Raw genomic sequence first — 16,379 nt, 5'->3', positions numbered from 1 at the left:
AGCAGACGCATTCTGCATGGATGAACCACCAATGCGACGCACGGGTGGTTGTTTGAACCATCCCCCCGGTGTCAGGATGTGGCTCCGCCGAGCCCTCTCGTAGGAGACCCATGCGCGTCACCTCTGTCGAGTCGACCGAGCTTTTCGTCGGAACCACCGAGCAGCCGCGCCAGGTGGTGGCCGTCGAGCTGAGCCACAGCCCTGGCCGGACCGTCCGCCTCACTGTCGAGGGCCCCGGCGTGACCGGCGAGACCGAGGCCACCACGGCCGAGGACGGCACCGTACGCGCCGAGATCCCCATGGTCACCGAGCTCGCCGTCGGCGAGCGTCGCGAGATCACGGTGACAGCCGCCGACGGAGACCAACTCACCCACCACACCAGCGAGTTCACGGTCGCCGAGCCCGGCTGGACCATGTTCATGGTCAGCCACTTCCACTACGACCCCGTCTGGTGGAACACCCAGGCCGCCTACACCGAGACCTGGGACGTCGCCGACGATCCCGCCTCCACCGGCCTCCCGGCCCGTACCTTCGACTCGCGCGGCCAGTCCGGGATGAGCCTGGTGCGGGCCCACTGTGATCTGGCGCGGCGCGATCCGGCGTACACCTTCGTGCTCGCGGAGGTCGACTACCTCAAGCCGTACTGGGACGCCTTCCCGGAGGAGCGCGCCTTTCTCCGCGAACTGATCCGCACGGGTCGCGTGGAGATCATGGGCGGTACGTACAACGAGCCCAACACGAATCTCACCGGCGCCGAGGCGACCGTACGCAACGCCGTGTACGGCGACGGTTTCCAGCGAGCTGTCATGGGCGCGTCCCCGGAAACCGCCTGGCAGTTGGACGCCTTCGGGCACGATCCCCAGTTCCCGGGGCTGATGGCGGACGCGGGGCTGAGCTCCAGTTCGTGGGCGCGTGGGCCCTTCCATCAGTGGGGGCCGACGCTGTCCGTCTTCGGGGAGGAGCCGCGGGATCCGAACCGGATGCAGTTCCCGGCGGAGTTCTCATGGATCGCTCCCTCGGGGCGCGGGCTGCTGACCGCGTACATGGTCAACCACTACGGGGCGGGCTGGGCGATCGACAACGCCCCCACCCTCCCCAAGGCCGAGCAAGCCGCGTACAAGCTGTTCAAGGGGCTCAAGCAGGTGGCGCTCACGCGCAATGTGCTGCTTCCGGTCGGTGGGGACTACGCGCCGCCGTGCCGTTGGGTGATGGACATCCACCGGGACTGGAACGCCCGTTATGTCTGGCCGCGTTTCGTCAGCGCGATCCCGAGGGACTTCTTCGCCGCAGTACGTGCGCAACTCGACGAGGAAGGCCGCAAGGCCTCGCCGCAGACGCGGGACATGAACCCCGTCTACACCGGCAAGGACGTCTCGTACATCGACACCAAGCAGGCCCAGCGATACGGGGAGACGCTGCTCGCCGACGCGGAGGCATGGGCGACGCTCGCCTCGATGGTCACCGGGCATCCGTATCCGGACGCGGCGCTCGACAAGGCGTGGCGCCAGCTGATCTACGGCGCCCATCACGACGCCGTCACCGGCTCCGAGTCCGACCAGGTCTATATCGACCTGCTGACGGGCTGGCGGGAGTTGTACGGCCTGGCCGGGACGGTGCACGCCGACGCGACCGACGCCCTGGCCCAGCAGGTGGCCCAACTGCCCGGCGGCGGACCGGACTTGGTGGTCTTCAACTCCGCCACGTGGGAGCGGCGGGACGTGCTCACCGTGGCCGACCCGGGGCTCGTACCGCTCGACGACACGGGTCTGCCGCTGCCTGCCGTACGCGACGACGACGGCCGACTGCGCGTGGTCGTACCGGAGGTGCCGGGCATGGGCCTGCGCGCCCTGCCCCTCGCCGAGGGCACGGTACCCGAGTGGACGCCCGGCGAAAGCACCACGATCCGCAACGAGTTCTACGAGGTGACCGTCGATCCGGCGCGCGGCGGGGGCGTGAGCCGGTTGCGCGCGCTGACGGAGGGCGGCCGGGACCTGCTCCGCGCCGGGGACATCGGCAACGAGCTGGTCGTGCAGGAGGAGTACCCGAGGCACCCGCGTTTCGGCGAGGGCCCCTGGCATCTCACGCCGACCGGTACGACCGCCGCCCGCAGCAGCGAGGTGACCGCCGGCGTACGGGTCGAGCACTCCCCCGCCGGATCCCGTATCACCGTCACCGCGGACCTCGGCCTCTTCCGCTACACCCAGCGGCTGTGCCTGTGGAAGGGGGTCGCGCGGCTGGACGTGTCCACCACCATCGACGGTTACGACGGGGCCGACCGGCTCATCCGGGTGCGGTGGCCGTCGGATGTGCGGGGCGGGCTGCCGGTGCACGAGGTGGCGGATGCGGTGATCGGGCGTGGGTTCGGGTTCGTGGACGTCGACAGCGAGCAGTTTCCCTGGACGCTGGACAACCCGGCCAACACGTGGTTCGGGCTCGGCTCCACCGCGCGGACCGAACTCCGGGACGACGCGGGCGCGTTGCTCGGGCACCGGTCGATCGGGGTCGCCGAGTTGATCTACGCCTCCTGGGAGGAGGCCGGCGACCTCGGTGCCCCGCTCGCGGCGGCCCTCGTCCGCGCGGGCGTCACGGCGACCTCGACGATCGCGGACGGTCCTCGTTACGGCGACCTGGAGGTGGACTCCAACCTCCCCGACATCCGTATCGCCGTCGGCGCCCCCGACCGCAACTCCGTGGTCGCCGAGGCGCTGGGCTGGGACCCGGCCGCCGGGCGCGAGCTGCGGCGGCAACTGGCCGAGCGGGGTGTGGCGGCGGTGTGGGTCGCGCCGCGTGCGGGGCTGCGCGAGGAGTGGGTGCCGGGGGCGGACCTCCGTGACCTGGAGCGGCTGCCGCTGCTCGTGGTGGCGGGTGCCCGGCCCGAGGACGACGCGAAGGCGGTCGCCGAGCTGGTGGCGGACCTGGAGGACGCGACGGTACGGGCCACCGCGGCGGGCGGCGGTGAGGCCCTGCCACCGGGTGACGCCTGGGACGGCCGCAGCTTCGCCGTCCTCAACCGCGGCACGCCGGGCTGCGTGGTCACGTCCTCCGGCGATCTCTACATGTCCCTGATGCGCTCCTGCACCGGCTGGCCCTCGGGCATCTGGATCGACCCACCGCGACGTACCGCCCCCGACGGCTCGTCCTTTCAGCTCCAACGCTGGTCCCACACCTTCGAGTACGCGGTGCTGGGCGGCGAGGGCGACTGGCGCGAGCTGCAACTCCCGCAGGCGGGGCATGAGTTCAACCACCCGCTCACGGCGCGGCTGCGGGACGGCCAGGCAGCGGAAGCCCCCGTACTCTCCAGGCGGACGGCTCTGCTGGGTCTTGAGCCGGAGGGCCGGGTACTCCTCGACGCCCTCAAGCCGCTCGGCTCCCCGCTGGCCCGGGGCAGCGTGACACCCGCCGACCCGGCGCGTGGGATCGCGGTGCGCATGCACGAGGTGTCGGGCCGCCCGGTGCGGGCGCGGGTGCGCGGGCCGCGGCCATGGACGGCCGGCTCGCGTGCCGACGTCCTGGAGACGCCGGGGGAGCCACTGACCCCGGACGACGGAGTCCTCGGCGTCGGCCTGACCGGGTTCGAGGTCGCCACGGTGCTGGCCACACCCGGCGACCCGACAGGCGCAGGCTCCCCCGGCTCGGCTCAGGGGCCCGGAATCGCCGCGTACGAGCCCGCCCAACCCGTCCCCACCCGGTACTGGCTGCACAACTCCGGCCCCGCGCCGCGCGGGAACATGCCCGTGACCGTGTACGTCTCACCGACCGCGCTCACCGTCGACGGGCCCGTCACCGCGACCGTGCGGGTCGCCTCGGAGCTCACCGATGCCCCGGTGTCGGGCGACGTGACCCTCCACGTACCGCCCGGCTGGGTCGCCGAGCCCGACCGACTGCCGTACGCGCTGGGGCCCGGTGGATTCACCCTCGCCGAGTGCACCGTGACGCCCGCCCCCGACGCCGTACCCGGTCGGCACTGGCTCGCCGCGCGGCTGTCGTACGGCGGGCAGGTGTACGAGGATGTCGTGGCCCTCGATGTGCCGGGCGCGGTTCCGGAGGGCGAGCCGGACGGGCGTACCGGGCCAACCCTGGTGTCCCGGCTGGGAGTTGAGTGGGTCAGTGTGCGCAGGGGTGAGCGAGGGCGGGTTCCAGTGAGCGTGCGGAACACGACCCGTGGTCCGATCACTGGCACCCTGTGGGCCGTTTCCTCGTGGGGCACCTGGCCGGGGGTGGGGCCCGGCTGCCAAGGGTTCGCCGTGGCGCCCGGGGAGCAGGTGGAGTGCGTCATCGAGGTGGACGGCCGGGCGGTGCCGCCGGGCTCGTACTGGCTGATGGCGAAGGTCGCCTGGCACGGCAGCGTCGCGTACACCGAAGCCATTCCGCTGGAGGTGACGCCGTGACTCATGTGCACCCGCCCGACGGTGCCGCCGCCGTGGTGCACGGCGAGACCCTCGCCGGGGAACGGGTGGACGCGCTGCTGAGAGCCGTACCGGCGCGGGATCGGGAAACACGTCCCGAGGCTCTCGCCCGTGCTGAGAGGCAGCGCCGCCGATGGGCCACCCAGGTCGTCGTCGCCGACGAACTCGCCCGCCGCGCCTGCGCCGAGCGCAGCCTGGAACCTCCTGCTCAGGCCGCGCCCCAAGTGCTCGCCGTGGACGAGGCCGACGTCGCCGACCTCGGGAGCATCGTCGCGGTCGTACTCGCCTACTCCCCCGCCGCACGCACCCTGCTGGCCCAACTCGCGGACGAGCAGGACCTGCCCGAAGCAGCCGTACGGGACTACTACGACCGCAACCGGGACCGCTTCCTCACCCAGGACGCCCTGCGGCGAGGAGTCGACCCCTTCGGCGGCGCGGCGCCTGCGGACTTTCTGCCGTACGCGGACGTACGGGAAGGCATCGCCCACGGGCTGCGGCAGGCGGCGGGTCGGCGCGCCTTCTTCGCCTGGCTGGACCGGGCCCGCGCCGGTGTGGTGTACGCCGTCGGCCATGAACACCCGGGCGACCCCTCGCACCCGGACCACGAGCACCGTCACTGACCGAGGGCACTGACGGACACCGACCGGCACTCGCCCGACACCCGGCGCCCGGCATCCGACCGTCCGCGACCCCGATCCGGAACCCAAAAGCAACACGGCAGCCCATTGACCTCCGATGAATTTTGGTCCACATTTTCATCAATCGGAGTCCAAGTTGGTGAATTGAACCAGCGACTGAACCAGCAGAAGCCTGGTCGCAGGAGGGCAAAAATGCGCGCAAGAAGACTCACCGGATCCCTGGCCGGCCTCATCGTCCTGTCGCTGGCCACGGCCGGCTGCGGTCTCTCCGGAGACTCCGGGGACGGCGAGGCCACCGCCGGCGGCTGCAAGGTCGACAAGGGCAACGTCGGTTCCGGCAAGCTCACCGGGGACGTCAAGGGCAAGATCACCTTCCAGACGACCAACCTGAAGAAGGACTTCGGGACGTTCTTCAACGGAGTGATCAAGGCGTTCGAGAAGGAACACCCCGGCACCTCCGTCAAGTGGGTCGACGACCCGGGCGACGCCAAGTTCACCGAGCGGAACGTCGCCGACGCCCAGGCCTGCTCCCTGCCCGACGTGATCAACCTGAACAAGGTCACCGCGACGGCCCTCACCAAGTCCGGCTACCTGCTCAACCTCGACGAGAAGGACCCCGATGCGTCGAAGCCCTTCGTGAAGGCATTCTGGGACTCCAGCGCCCTGAAGGACGCCTCCGGCTCGGACATCCACACCGTGCTGCCCTGGTACACCGGCGGAATCAACCTGACGTACAACACCGAGATGCTGGAGAAGGCCGGTATCGACCCCAAGAAGCCGCCGACGACCCTCTTCGGGCTGTTCGAGGACTACGAGAAGATCGCCAAATCGGCCAAGGGCAAGTACTACGCGACGATGGCCAACCCGATCTGGCGCCTCCCGGCCGACTGGCAGCAGATGGACATCAAGGTGTACTCCGACGACGGCAAGTCCTTCGTCTTCGCCGACGACCCCAGGACCACCGAGTGGGTCGCCTGGATGAAAAGGCTGTATCAGGGAGGCGCGATGCCGAAGGACTCGCTGTCGTCCAGCGACGACCCCTCCACGCCCTACAGCAACGGCCAGGTGGCCTACGGATCGACGAACCCCAGCTTCGTGCGCTTCGTGAAGCAGAACAGCCCGTCGGTCTACGAAAAGACCGGCGTCGGCCAGTACCCGTTCGACAAGCTCGGGCACACCACCGGCGCCCCGCAGTACATCTCCGTCCCCGCGACCAGCAAGAACGCACCCACCGCGCTGGCGTTCGCGAAGTTCCTCACCAACGCGGAGAACCAGACGGCCTGGTGCAAGGACCCGAACGTCGTGATCTTCCCGACGACCACCGAGTCGCTGGACGACCCGTTCTTCACCACGGTGACCGGAGACGACCCCTTCGCCGAGGCCCGCAAGGTGGTCGCCGAGCAGCTCAAGACCGCCACCGCTGACGAGATCGTCCTCTCCGACCCGCAGCGGAACGCGATCGTGGCCCAGGTGCAACTGGCCATGCAGGGCAAGAAGAGCCCCGAACAGGCGGTCAAGGAGGCCCAGGACAAGGCCAACGAGCTGCTGACGCAGGGCAGTTGATGACAGCGACACAGACCGCGAAGCCGACGGCCGGGCCAGGTGGCGCGAGCAGCGCCGCACCGGGCCCGGCCCCGGGCCGTCTGCGGCGTCTGGGCCGGGCGCTGCGGCCCGGGCCCGCGCCGGGCGCCAACGGCGCCGCCCTGTACCGCCGCTGGTGGCTGCCCTGGGTGTGGGCCCTCCCTGCCATCGTGTGCGCCGCGGGCTTCGGCGTGTTCCCCTTCCTCAACACCCTCCTGCTGTCGTTCACCGACGCCAAGCCGCTCGGCGGCGCGGCGAACTTCGTCGGGCTGTCCAACTACACCCGCATGCTCGGCGACGACGACTTCTGGCTGGCGACCCGCAACAGCGTGCTGTACGCGGTGATCGTGGTGCCGCTGATGGTGCTGCTGCCGCTGCTGCTCGCCGTGCTGGTGGAGAAGAAACTGCCCGGCATCGGGTTCTTCCGGTCCGCCTTCTACACGCCGGTGATCGCCTCCAGCGTGGTCGTCGGACTGAGCTGGCAGTGGCTGCTCAAGGACGAGGGACTGGTCAACACCTGGCTGGAGAAGGCGCATCTGATCAGGGAGGCCATCCCCTTCCTGTCCGATCCGTGGCTGATCCTGCTGTCCGCGATGGGCCTCACGCTGTGGAAGGGGCTCGGCTGGTACATGATCTTCTACCTCGCCGCCCTGGGGAACGTCTCGCAGGACCTGCACGAGGCGGCGGCCATGGACGGCGCGGGCGCTGTCCGGCGCTTCTGGCACATCACCGTGCCGGGCGTGCGGCAGACGATGCTGCTGGTCGGCGTGCTGACGGGCATCGGCTCGCTGCGGGTGTTCACCGAGATCTACATGCTCGGCAGCCCCACCGGCGGTCCCGGCGGCCAGGCCCGCACGCTGCCCTTCTACATCCGTGACGTCGGGCTCGATCCGCTGAGCGGCAACGCCGGGTACGGCGCCGCGGTCAGCGTCGCCCTCTTCGTACTGACCTTGGGCCTCACGCTGCTGGCGCAGCGCCTCACCAGGGGGGATGAGGAATGACCACGAGCACCCCGACCGCCCCGAGCACCCCGGCCGCCCCGCGGCCCGCGCGGCGGCGCTTCCGCTGGCGGGACTACGGACGCCCCCGCGAACTCGTGGTCCGCTATCTCTTGCTGCTCTTCGTGCTGGCGATCACCGTCGGCCCGCTGCTGTGGCAGCTCCTGACCTCATTGAAGGGAACGACGGAGGACGTCTTCGGCGCGAACGCCTCCCTCCTGCCGCAGCACCCGACGCTGCGGGCGTACGAGCAGGTCTTCGACCAGGTGCCGGTGGCGACGTACATCAGGAACAGCATGATCGTGGTGGTGCTGTCCCTCGTCAGCCAGCTGCTGTTCTCCACCATGGCCGGCTACATGCTCTCCAAGCCGGCGTGGCGGGGCCGAAAGTCGGTCTGGATCCTGCTGGTCGCCTCGATGATGTTCCCCTTCGAGGCGATCATGGTGTCCCTCTTCCTGAGCGTGAGGGACCTGGGGCTGGTGGACAGCCTGGCGGGCGTATGGCTCCCGGGCTTCGTCGGCGCCATCAATGTCCTCATCATGCGGGCCGCATTCCTCGCCGTCCCCCGGGAGCTCGAGGATTCGGCCATGCTCGACGGGGCGGGAGAGTGGCAGCGTTTCCGGCTTCTGTACCTGCCGAGCGCCTTCGGTGCGATGTCGGTCGTCGCCATCAACACCTTCATCGCCGCCTGGGACGACTTCCTGTGGCCGCTGATCGTGCTGCGCTCCGAGGAGAACTTCACCCTCACGCTGGGACTGGCCCGGCTGCAGACCTCGTCGTTCGGCTACGACCAGCGGGTGGTGATGGCCGGGTCGGTGATCTCCCTGATTCCGGTGCTCGTGCTGTTCGCCATCACACAACGGTGGTTCTACAAGGGCGTCGCGTCGGGAGCGGTGAAGTTCTGATCCACGCGGAACAGGACGGGTACCGCGGTCAGCGCGGCCCGGGCCGACTCGGCGATCCGGACCTCCAGCGTGCCGGGCAGCACGGCCGTCTCCAAGTCGGCGTCGGCCAGGGCGAGTTGGTCGGCGCCGAGCGGGATGTCGACGGTACGGCACTCGCCCGGCGCGAGGTCGACGGAGCGGAAGGCCCTCAGTTCGAGGGTGCGCGGCCAGACGGGGGTCAGCAGCCGCCGGACGTACAGCTGGACGACCGTACGCCCGTGCCGCTCCCCCGTGTTGGTGACATCGACCTCGACGGTGTGCCCCGAGGGGCCCGACAGACGAGGCGGGCCGTACGCAAAGGTCGTGTACGACAGTCCGTGCCCGAAGGAGTAGAGCGGCTCGGCGCTTTCGTCGGCGTAGGAGCCGTACTCGGTGTCCTTGTGGTTGTAGTAGACGGGCAGTTGGGCCGCCGACCGGGGGACGGAGACGGGAAGGCGGCCGACCGGTTCCGCGTTCCCGAGCAGCACATCGGCGATCGCGTCGCCACCCCAAGGGCCCGGGTACCAGGCGGTGAGCAGCGCCGCCGCGAGGTCCGCCGCCTCCGGGACGGCGTGTGGGCGCCCCTGCACCAGGACGACCACGGCGGGGGTGCCGGTCGCCGAGACGGCGCGCAACAGCTCGTACTGCGCCTCGCCGAGCCGCAGCCCGGCGAGGTCGACGCCCTCACCGCAGGTCATCTCGGAACCGGTCTCTTGTGCGGCCCCGTTGGCGGCGAAGCCGGTCTCGGGGGTACGGGCGCTGCTGCCGCCGAGCACGAGCACGGCCAGGTCGGACTCGCGGGCCAGGGCGACGGCTTCGGGTATGCCGGAGGTGTCGCCGCCGGTGAGGGCGCAGCCGCGCGCGTGGCGTACGTCCGTGCCGGGCGGGGCGAGCCGTCGTATCCCGTCCAGCACGCTCGCGCCGGTGCCAGGGCGTTGCGGGGCCGTGTAGTCGCCGAGTTGGTGCGCGGTGGTGGCGGCGTGCGGGCCCAGGACGGCGATACGGGTCGCGGTCGGGGGGATGGGGAGAACGCCGCTGTTGTTGTGGAGGAGGGTGACTGCGGCTCGGGCGAGGGCGGTGCTCAGGTCCCGGCCGACGGATGGAGGCGGCAACGGGCTTGCGGTGTACGGCCGTTCAAAGAGGCCGAGGCGGAACTTCAGGCACAGGACGCGGGCGACGGCGGCGTCCAATCTCTGCTCGGAGACGAGCCCCCGCTCAACCGCCTCCTCTAGGTGCGTGAAGCCTTCGTCCCAGAGGCTCAGATCAACACCGGCGTTGAGGGCGAGCGCGCCCGCGGAAACCTTGTCGCCGGTGATGCGGGCCAGCCGGTCCACAGCCAGGCCGTCGGCCATCACCAGGCCCTCGAAGCCCCAGCGTTGGCGGAGCAGATCGTGCAGCAGGGCGCGGTTGCCGGAGCAGGGCATGCCGTCGACCTCGTTGTACGCGGCCATGACGGCGGCGGCTCCGGCGCGTACGCCGGCCCTCGCGGCGGGGAGGTGAATCTCGTGCAGCTCCCGCGGCCCGAGTTCGGATTCGGCGGAGTTGCGGCCGCCGATGGTGGCGCCCTGGCCGGCGAAGTGCTTCAGCACGACGGGAGCCTTGTCGGGGGCGAAGAGATCGCCGGGGTTCCCCTGCATGCCCCGTACGAGCGCCTCGGTGAGACGGGACGCGAGGTACGGGTCCTCGCCGAAGCACTCCTCGGTGCGGCCCCAGCGGGGGTCGCGGGCGATGTCCAGTGCGGAGACGAGCGCCAAGTGGGCGCCGCGGGCCCGGATTTCGGCTGCCGCATGGGCCGCGGCGCGCTCGTACAGCTCGGGATCCCAGGTAGCGCCGACGGCCAGGTTCACCGGGAAGACGGTGCCGTCCAGGGCCATGTGGCCGTGGGGGACCTCCTCGACGAACAGCACCGGGATGCCGAGCCTGCTCTCCTCGATGACGTGGCGCTGCACCAGGTCGGCGAGCGCCGCACTGTCCGCGGCGCCTGCTCCGGTGGCGTGGTCGACACCCGACCAGGCGTCGGCTCGCAGCAGTCCGTAGAGGGCGCCGAGGCCGGCGAAGCGCTCGGTTTCGGCGTGCAGGGCTTCGGTGAGTTGGAAGCCTGATGGGGTGCGGCGGTAGGCGTTCCAGCCGTACATGCGCTGGTTGAGCTGGCCTACCTTCTCGCGCAGCGTCATCCGGCCCAGCAGGTCATGGACGCGGGCTTCGATGGGGGCGGTGGGGTTGCGGTAGAGGGCAGTCTGGTTGGGGGTCAGCATGCGGCTGGCCGCTTCGTTGGCGGGTCGAACTCGCGCTCCAGACGGGCCAGGGCAACGGCGCCACCACAGCCGTCCGTCACCCGGTCGACCTCCAGGCCGAGTTCGCCCAGGCGACGATGTACGGCCTCCGTAAGGGGCCCGCCCGCGCCAAGCAGTCCGCCGGTGGCGACCAGTCGCTCTCCCGGGCGACAGCCCAACGCGCGGACGGTCTCGGTAAGTTGATCGGCCGCCTCGCGGAGAATGGCCGTGGCGACGGCATCCGTGCCGCGGGCCGCCTCGCTCACCAGTGGCGCGAGCCCGGCGAGCCGGATCGGAGGCTGCGCCATGACCGCGGGCAGCAGCCGCATGCGATACGCCTCGCGCTGTGCCCGGGACGTGAAGGCAGGCCCTTCCGCCTCACCACCGCCCGGCAACACGTCGTCCGGAAGCCCGAACGCCCGGCCGACCAGTGCCGCCAGCACCGTGGAACCACCCCGCCCATCCGCCATACGCAGCGCCGACCGCACCGCCTCGCGCCCGATCCAGAAACCGCTGCCGTCGTCGCCGAGGAGCCAGCCGTCACCGCCTGCGGTGGCGGTGCAGCGGCGGTCGGTGATGCGGGCCGCGACCGCGCCGGTGCCGGCGACCAGGGCGAGGCCGTCCGCGGGGGTGCCGGGTGCGGAGGCGAAGGCGGCCTCGATGTCGCTGTAGACCTCGACCGATACGGCGGCGATGCCCAGCCTCCGGAGCGCCGAGGTGAGGGCGGAGTGAGCGTTGAGCCGGCCGGGCTCGTCCGCGGCGGTCCGCGAAGCGCCCGCGAACCCGCCCGCCACCGCCACCACCCGGCCGCGCAGCCCTTCCGGCACGGCCTGTGCGACCGCCTCGGCAAGGTGGTCGGTGAGCTGAGGCACCGGGACGGTCAGGGCGTTGCCCGGTCCCGCGGCGCCCTCACCCCTCGGGCGGCCGTCGCGCACGGACGCCAGAACGGCGCGCGTACGGGTGCCGCCCACGTCCAGGCCGACCACGAAATCCTGGTTCAAATCATTGTTCATTGGCGACCATGGTGGTTGATACATTCGCCGGATACAAGACACGACGAGGCCCTGACAGATCCGACGAGGCCCGACAGTTCCCGATGAGGCCCGACGGGTCCCGACGTGTCCGACCAGGAGGAGGTCCCCATCAACACTCCCACCGCGCCCGCAAGCCTGCGCTTCGGTGTCAACTACACCCCCCGACGCGGCTGGTTCCACTCCTGGCACGACTTCGACCCGGCGCACGCACGCGAGGACCTGGCGCAGATAGCCGGCCTGGGCCTCGACCACGTACGGATCTTCCACCTCTGGCCGCTCCTCCAGCCCAACCGCACGCTCATCCGCACCGCCGCCGTCGACCAACTGGTGCACCTGGTCGACCTGGCTGCCGAGGCCGGCCTCGACGTACTCGTGGACGGCATCCAGGGCCACCTGTCCAGCTTCGACTTCTACCCGGAGTGGACCCGCAGCTGGCACCACCGCAATGTGTTCACCGACCCCGAGGCCATCGAGGCCCAGGCCGAACTACTACGGGTCCTGGGCCGCGCCCTGGCCGACCGCCCCAACCTCCTCGGCCTCCAACTCGGCAACGAGCTCAACAACCTGGTCGAACACAACCCGGTCACACCCGACCAGGTGGACCATTACCTCGACACGCTGCTGACCGCCGCCCGGACCGGACTCGGCGCGAAAGGCCTGGTCACCCACTCCGCATACGACGCCGCCTGGTACGGCGACGACCACCCCTTCACCCCCGAGGCCTCCGCCCGCAAGGGCGACCTGACCACCGTCCACCCCTGGGTGTTCTCCGCCGACTGCGCACGCCGCTACGGCCCCCGCTCCCCGCAGGTACGGCACCTCGCCGAGTACGGAGTCGAACTCGCCAAGGCGTACGCCACCGAACCGGCCCGCCCGGTCTGGGTCCAGGAGACCGGAGCGCCCGAGCCGCACATCCCCGCGTCCGACGCCCCGGATTTCGCCCGCGCGACCGTCCTGAACGCGGCCGACTGCACGGACCTGTGGGGCGTGACCTGGTGGTGCTCCCACGACGTGGACCGCTCCCTCACCGACTTCCCGGAACTGGAGTACACCCTGGGCCTCTTCGACTCCACGGGCCGCACCAAGCCCATCGCCACGGCTCTCGCGGACGCGGTGGCGAAGCTGCGCACCGGCTCACACCGGGCGCAGCCCCGCGACACCGCCCTGGTTCTGGACTGCACACCCGCGACCCGTTCCGTGTCCGGCCCGGGCGGCGCGTACTTCGAGGAGTGGATGCGACTGCGGGTCGAGGGGGCACGCCCGGCGGTGGTGAGGGCGGCATGGGCGGATGATGCGGAGTACTTGAGTGCGCGAGGCATCAGGGAACTCATTCGGATGCCGTGACTTCACCTGCCGTACTGGCACCGCGGTCCCATGACCCCTGTCGCGTAAATCGTGAACACACGGCGGAGGAATGCCATTCAGGCACTCAAACGAGCACTGCGTGAACACAAGCGGGAGAAGTGCTCACGCTATGCGACTCACCCTGGGTCCACCCCCGCCCCGACCCGCCCTGGCCGTCGCGCACTGGCGACATCGACATGGTGGCCAGGCGCCCGTGGCCAGCGGCTCCAGCGGCTCGGCGCTCGTTACGTCAGTGGGCTCCGCCCACGTCCGGCTGTCGGGTGCGCTTCCTCCTCGGAGACCCGGCGGGCGAAGTGACCCGGCAGCGCGAAGTGATCGAGTACGTCGCGCTCACGGTGTCCACCCGGATCAGCATGACCCTGGAGGCCCTGGCCAAGCTGGGCCCGCTGGAGGGCGTGGAGGCCCGTTTCAGTGCGGCGGAGGACGCCGTGAACCACGTGTCGCTGTCGGTGTTCCGCTTCGACGACGAGTGAGCTGCCCCGAGTTTCGTAGAGTCCGGCGGTCTTCCTCCCGGCCGTTGCCGCTCACTCCTGGTAGTGCGGGAGGATGTCGCCGTTCTTGACGTAGGTGAGGGCGGCGGTGACGTCGTAGGCGTGGATCGCGGAGACCAGCGGTGCCAGCTGGTCGGACAGGTCCTGGATCACGTTGCCGGTGAAGAAGGCGTCCCGTGCTGCGGTGTCGGTGAACCCGAGGATGAGGGAGGCGTGGAAGCGCTGGTCGTGGGGGTTGTCGTGGGCGACGTTCGGGGTGTCCCAGAGCTTTTCGCTCCAGGGCAGGAACGTCTGCGTGCGCAGCTCCTTCAGCACTCCGGTGCCGGCGAGTGCGGGGACGAGCTGCTTCTTGACGAACTTCCGGAACTCACCTGCGCCGGCCCCGTCTCTGCGGCGCAGGTAGACCAGGACGCGGGCACCGACCTTCTCTCCCGGGCCTGCGACGTCATACCAGCGGGATGAGTTCGGCGGGCCGGCGTAGAGCAGGGTGCGGCGGAACACGTTGATCTCGTCCTGGTAGGCCAGCTTCGTCTGCTTACGCCCCTGTGAGGGCGCAAGCGCCGATCGGAAGGTGACTTCCGCGACGCCGTCGATCTTCCGGTCGACGGGGATCGAGGTCTCCACTCCGCCGGTTGCCGGCCACCGGCCCGGGTTGTGCTCGGCGAGGTGGATCTGGCGGTACTCCTCCAGGCCCGGGGTGGCGGAGATGATCCCTGAGTGCGGGCCCTTCCAGTAGTCCATGCCGGTCTGACGGGGCTGGTCGGTGCGCACCCACAACAGGATCGAGGAGGTGAAGTGCTTTTTCACGTCCAGTTGCGCGGCGGTCGATGGCATGCTCATGGTGTTGCCTTTCTCTTCCTGGTCAGACGGTGGTCATCGGGCGAGGAACTCGACCGCGATCGGGGCGAACTCCTCGTAGTACTGGAAGATGCCGCCGTGACCGGAGTCGGGATAGATGATCAGCTCGCTGTCCTTGATGCGCCGGTGCAGGTCCTCGGAGAGGATCGAGGGGACCATGCGGTCGTTGTCGCCGTTGGCGATCAGCGTGGGATGGGTGATCTTCGACAGGTCGTCGGGGGTGGAGCGCCCCCACTTCTGGATCGCCCTCAGCTGCGTCTGGAACGCCTTGACCTTGATCTTCGCGTCGCGGTCGACGGTGCGCTCCTTGAGCCGGTTGACGAACGCGCGCGCGGCGGCCTTGCCGACGGAGTCGCGGTTGAAGAACAGGAACTCCTTGGGGTCCGACCGGGTCAAGGTGGCGCGCAGCGTGTCCCAGTACGTGGTGGCGACAACCTTGTCGATGTCCTTGCCGCCCTTGGGCCCGGTGCCGGTGAGGACGAGTTTGCGGACGAGCTCGGGGTGCTTCACCACCAGGGCCTGGGCGACGAAGCCGCCGAGGGAGAAGGAGAAGATGTCGATCTTGTCGAAGCCGAGCGCCGAGATGAAGGCGTAGGCGTCGTCGGCCCCGAAACTGCCGGACCATCCGGCCTACCAGCAGATCACGGTGCTGTTCGCCGCGGCCGACGCGCCGCTGCGGGCGCGGCAGGTGTACGAGGCGATGGACATGGAGATCGCGCCCAACAACATCAACAACACCCGCCTGAAGCTCAAGCGGCTGACCGAGCACGGAATCCTGGTCGAGACCGAGCAGGGCTTGTTCACCCAGCCGCGGCCGCAGCCGCCCGGCGACGCGGCGGCCAGCCCGCCTGCCCCTCCCGAAAGGGTGAAACAGGCATCAACTCACGTAATCCTCTCAGGACTGCAACTGAGCGAAGAGCGACGCCAGGTCGATGAGGCCCCCAGGCCTCGGTGATCTTCCCGTCGGCCACCTTGAACATACGGAACTCCAGCACCTTGATGGATCGGCCGGTGGCGGGAGTGCCGTTGAAGGGCCGGGTGCTCGTGCCGACCCAGATGAAGCCGATCGCGAACCAATCGTCCTCGGCGACGACACGGACCGGCGTGAAGGTGACGTCGGGGAACGCATCGAAGACCGACGCCACCACCGCGCGGTTCTCCTCGACGCCGGTGGTGGTGCCGTCGGCGGCGTACAAGCGGGCGTCCGGCGCGAACAGGGCGAACGCGCCGTCGGTGTCCCGCAGGTTGAGTTGCCTGATCAACTCATCGGCAAACTGGTGCAAGTCGGCGGTGGACGTTCGGGTCTCGACGTTCGAGGAAGACATGCGCTTCTCCCATGTGGATGGACGGAGCGGCTCCGCCCCGGTGATGGACAGTGGAATCGGGTCGAACAGGCGGGTTGGACGAGCAGGGTCTGACACGTTTCCGGCCCGCGCGAGTGCGACCGCCCTTCCGAGCCCGGGACGCGACGGTCACGAGTGTCATCACCGGGAGGGCGGCCACTCATTGACTTACGGTCGTAATTCTATCGGGGTGACCGAGAGGCCGCAAGCGAGTTCCGAGGCGAGTGGGATCGTGTGGCGGCCTACCGGTCGAGCACCGGGGCACGCAGTCAGCCGTGAACGTCACGGCGGAGAACGGGGCGCAGCGTGCGCGGCAGCGAGCGCGCCGCGTCGACGATGACGAACACTTGACGATCGCCCGGAAGACCATCACTGCTCTCGCGGACCGCCTCTCAGTTGGTGGCGGTGGGCTGGTCCCAGTCTCCCCAGCGCAGGAGGCGGCCGGTCCCGGCCTTGGCCTCGACACCGT

13 protein-coding genes and 1 pseudogene are annotated in these 16,379 nt (G+C 70.0%); 8 read left to right on the top strand and 6 right to left on the bottom strand.

Annotated elements, in window-relative coordinates:
• Positions 1–110: 110 nt before the first annotated feature.
• The 5 genes from ACYVO6_RS37700 to ACYVO6_RS37680 all read left to right on the top strand — a co-directional run bounded on the left by ACYVO6_RS37700 (position 111) and on the right by ACYVO6_RS37680 (position 8,528).
• The gene (locus ACYVO6_RS37700; RefSeq protein WP_461069375.1) at positions 111–4,388 is read left to right on the top strand and encodes a glycoside hydrolase family 38 N-terminal domain-containing protein; all 4,278 of its coding nucleotides are present in this window, start codon (positions 111–113) and stop codon (positions 4,386–4,388) included.
• The gene (locus tag ACYVO6_RS37695; protein ID WP_461069373.1) at positions 4,385–5,026 is read left to right on the top strand and encodes a peptidyl-prolyl cis-trans isomerase; all 642 of its coding nucleotides are present in this window, start codon (positions 4,385–4,387) and stop codon (positions 5,024–5,026) included. Before ACYVO6_RS37700 ends, ACYVO6_RS37695 begins: the two co-directional genes overlap by 4 nt.
• 210 nt (positions 5,027–5,236) lie before the next feature.
• Complete coding sequence (locus ACYVO6_RS37690) at positions 5,237–6,607, top strand: extracellular solute-binding protein (protein ID WP_461069371.1); 1,371 nt, start codon at positions 5,237–5,239, stop codon at positions 6,605–6,607.
• Positions 6,607–7,626, top strand: coding sequence for a carbohydrate ABC transporter permease (locus ACYVO6_RS37685; protein WP_461069369.1), 1,020 nt, complete (start codon positions 6,607–6,609; stop codon positions 7,624–7,626). The genes ACYVO6_RS37690 and ACYVO6_RS37685 overlap by 1 nt, the downstream gene beginning before the upstream one ends.
• Positions 7,623–8,528 carry a carbohydrate ABC transporter permease gene (locus tag ACYVO6_RS37680; RefSeq protein ID WP_461069367.1) on the top strand — a complete coding sequence of 302 codons (906 nt, stop codon included), beginning with the start codon at positions 7,623–7,625 and terminating at the stop codon, positions 8,526–8,528. Before ACYVO6_RS37685 ends, ACYVO6_RS37680 begins: the two co-directional genes overlap by 4 nt.
• Here the strand turns inward: ACYVO6_RS37680 and ACYVO6_RS37675 are convergent.
• On the bottom strand, positions 8,492–10,801 hold the full coding sequence (locus ACYVO6_RS37675) for a glycoside hydrolase family 3 N-terminal domain-containing protein (RefSeq protein WP_461069365.1): 2,310 nt from the start codon (positions 10,799–10,801) through the stop codon (positions 8,492–8,494). The two genes, ACYVO6_RS37680 and ACYVO6_RS37675, sit on opposite strands and share 37 nt — an antisense overlap.
• Positions 10,795–11,832 carry an N-acetylglucosamine kinase gene (locus ACYVO6_RS37670; protein ID WP_461069363.1) on the bottom strand — a complete coding sequence of 346 codons (1,038 nt, stop codon included), beginning with the start codon at positions 11,830–11,832 and terminating at the stop codon, positions 10,795–10,797. Before ACYVO6_RS37670 ends, ACYVO6_RS37675 begins: the two co-directional genes overlap by 7 nt.
• A gap of 105 nt (positions 11,833–11,937) precedes the next feature.
• Here ACYVO6_RS37670 and ACYVO6_RS37665 point away from each other — a divergent pair, with 105 nt between their 5' ends.
• A complete protein-coding gene (locus tag ACYVO6_RS37665) occupies positions 11,938–13,197 on the top strand; it encodes a glycoside hydrolase 5 family protein (protein ID WP_461069361.1) in 1,260 nt (419 codons plus the stop codon).
• Positions 13,198–13,463: 266 nt separating this feature from the next.
• A pseudogene (locus tag ACYVO6_RS37660) lies at positions 13,464–13,688 on the top strand (XRE family transcriptional regulator); the annotation flags it as partial.
• A 54-nt stretch (positions 13,689–13,742) separates the two neighbouring features.
• On the opposite strand, the gene ACYVO6_RS37655 reads toward ACYVO6_RS37660, so the two are convergent.
• The 4 genes from ACYVO6_RS37655 to ACYVO6_RS37640 all read right to left on the bottom strand — a co-directional run bounded on the left by ACYVO6_RS37655 (position 13,743) and on the right by ACYVO6_RS37640 (position 15,988).
• Positions 13,743–14,549, bottom strand: a complete 807-nt coding sequence (locus ACYVO6_RS37655) for a strictosidine synthase (RefSeq protein WP_461069359.1) — start codon at positions 14,547–14,549, stop codon at positions 13,743–13,745.
• 33 nt (positions 14,550–14,582) lie between these two features.
• Positions 14,583–15,122 carry an alpha/beta fold hydrolase gene (locus ACYVO6_RS37650; protein WP_461069503.1) on the bottom strand — a complete coding sequence of 180 codons (540 nt, stop codon included), beginning with the start codon at positions 15,120–15,122 and terminating at the stop codon, positions 14,583–14,585.
• Between the two features lie 75 nt (positions 15,123–15,197).
• Positions 15,198–15,320, bottom strand: coding sequence for a hypothetical protein (locus tag ACYVO6_RS37645; protein ID WP_461069357.1), 123 nt, complete (start codon positions 15,318–15,320; stop codon positions 15,198–15,200).
• Positions 15,321–15,367: 47 nt separating this feature from the next.
• Positions 15,368–15,988: an ester cyclase gene (locus tag ACYVO6_RS37640; RefSeq protein WP_461069355.1), complete on the bottom strand. Its 621-nt coding sequence runs from the start codon at positions 15,986–15,988 to the stop codon at positions 15,368–15,370.
• Between the two features lie 197 nt (positions 15,989–16,185).
• On the opposite strand from ACYVO6_RS37640, the gene ACYVO6_RS37635 reads away from it, so the two are divergent.
• On the top strand, positions 16,186–16,379 hold a 194-nt coding region (locus tag ACYVO6_RS37635; protein ID WP_461069353.1), incomplete at its 3' end, for a hypothetical protein.

This window comes from Streptomyces pseudoechinosporeus, from assembly GCF_054783935.1.
This window is presented reverse-complemented; position numbering and strand designations above follow the sequence as displayed.

Excerpts from the sequence above, each read along its gene's own strand:
- ACYVO6_RS37655 (WP_461069359.1), bottom strand. The coding sequence starts at position 14,549 with ATGAGCATGCCATCGACCGCCGCGCAACTGGACGTGAAAAAGCACTTC.
- ACYVO6_RS37675 (WP_461069365.1), bottom strand. The coding sequence starts at position 10,801 with ATGCTGACCCCCAACCAGACTGCCCTCTACCGCAACCCCACCGCCCCC.
- ACYVO6_RS37680 (WP_461069367.1), top strand. The coding sequence starts at position 7,623 with ATGACCACGAGCACCCCGACCGCCCCGAGCACCCCGGCCGCCCCGCGG.
- ACYVO6_RS37690 (WP_461069371.1), top strand. The coding sequence starts at position 5,237 with ATGCGCGCAAGAAGACTCACCGGATCCCTGGCCGGCCTCATCGTCCTG.
- ACYVO6_RS37700 (WP_461069375.1), top strand. The coding sequence starts at position 111 with ATGCGCGTCACCTCTGTCGAGTCGACCGAGCTTTTCGTCGGAACCACC.
- ACYVO6_RS37685 (WP_461069369.1), top strand. The coding sequence starts at position 6,607 with ATGACAGCGACACAGACCGCGAAGCCGACGGCCGGGCCAGGTGGCGCG.
- ACYVO6_RS37670 (WP_461069363.1), bottom strand. The coding sequence starts at position 11,832 with ATGAACAATGATTTGAACCAGGATTTCGTGGTCGGCCTGGACGTGGGC.